Origin of the sequence: Tissierella creatinophila DSM 6911, assembly GCF_001940565.1 — a bacterium.
In the GTDB taxonomy this organism is placed as follows: domain Bacteria; phylum Bacillota; class Clostridia; order Tissierellales; family Tissierellaceae; genus Tissierella_A; species Tissierella_A creatinophila.
In genome coordinates this window covers 1-1,527 of record NZ_LTDM01000054.1, presented here as the reverse complement: position 1 = coordinate 1,527, position 1,527 = coordinate 1, and the positions used below count along the sequence as shown (strand labels likewise).

Sequence of the window (1,527 nt, the reverse complement as noted above, 5' to 3'; positions counted from 1 at the left end):
CCAATATATTAAATATTAATTCTAAGCTCCTCTAAGAGACTTAAGTATAGTATTTAAGCCACTATTTCTACCATCTGACAATATGGGTATATTTCCAATTACTTCATTTGCTGTTTTTGATATTATCTTTTTATCAATATTTCTTTTGCTTAATTTTAGTATTCTCTCTTCTTTTAATTGCTGATCTCTTCTTTGATTAAACAAGTCATAAACATTTCCACCATTAGTTTTAAAAGCTCTTAATCTTGCCATCTGGTCTACTCCTTCTCTGCACCATCCAAGAGGCCTTGAGCTTAGTCTATCTGATAGTATATGGCTTATATGACCTTCTGCGCTGCAACCTATATAGTCTTCTTTGTATTGGTTTTTGATTCCTTCCCAATTATTGAGAATGTATCTTCTTGAGTCTTTAACTGATGCTTTTTTTGTATCGATTTCTGTTTCTTCTAAGATCACTTGAAATAGTTCTCTTACATTTTCTTTTTCTAATCTATTTATATAATTCCACAGAGCGTGTGTTATATGTGGAAGATGAGCTGTAGCCTTTTTTACATATTTCGATAGGTGAAATCTATCTAATACATATTCTGATTTATTTATCCAGCCTATTCCTTGTTTTATCCAGCTTGCTCCATCACCTGATAGATATATTTTCTCTATTTTATCCATATCATAAGCTTGATCTATGTAGTCTGCTACTTCTAGCCATATATCTTCACTTGAGCTATATACACCACTAAATACTCTTATGTTTTTTAGTCTATATCTATCTTTGCTTATTAACTCTCTTCCTTCATGAACATAGATTAATTTTGGCTCTATACATTTACCAGTTTGAAGGGCTACATGATCTTCATCTGCTTCTATGTATAAAAGTTTTATATCTTTATTTTTTTCTTTAATTCCTATTACATTATTTTCTACAGGACCTAGTTCTCTGATAGTATTCATAACAGTTTGACCTGTTAAATCAATATTTTCACTTGTACTTATTCCACTTTTTCTGTAGGGTGAATCTATTGCATTTTCTACAAGTTCGGCTTTTAATGATATATCCATTTTATCATGAGCTTGTATTCCAAGCATTTCATCTGATAAATACTTGTATTCACCTGTTTTCTTGTTTTCATAATATGTTCTTTGATATTTTACTTCTCCAAAAGTTGTAGCTAAACTCTTGATATTATTTTTACTTTTGACAATCCACTTTTGTTTTCTATTAATATCTTCTTTTACTCTTTTATCTACTTCTTCTAAAACTCCATGTACTAGATCTACACCTACTTCATCTAGTGTCTTCTTTATATTTATTATGAAATCTGATATTCCTTTTCTTTCTTTTAATACCTTTTCCAAGTTTAGATTTGTACTTTTAATGATTTTTTCTACGATTTGTTGTATAATTATATCCATAAGAGCATCTCCTTTTTGTATATTATTAACTGGTTTTGTCACCTATATAATATCATATTTGGAATGCTCTTATTTTATTTTTAATTATTTTCCCCAATCTAATTTTACACTAAC

1 protein-coding gene is annotated in these 1,527 nt (G+C 29.0%); it reads right to left on the bottom strand.

The genetic code is table 11. The features are described from left to right. Positions 1-21 precede the first annotated feature (21 nt). A complete protein-coding gene (locus tag TICRE_RS10640; RefSeq protein ID WP_075727911.1) occupies positions 22-1,413 on the bottom strand; it encodes an ISLre2 family transposase in 1,392 nt (463 codons plus the stop codon). Positions 1,414-1,527: the final 114 nt, after the last annotated feature.

What these genes read in the sequence shown, in the direction of transcription:
- TICRE_RS10640 (WP_075727911.1), bottom strand. Translation starts at nt 1,413, where the DNA reads ATGGATATAATTATACAACAAATCGTAGAAAAAATCATTAAAAGTACA.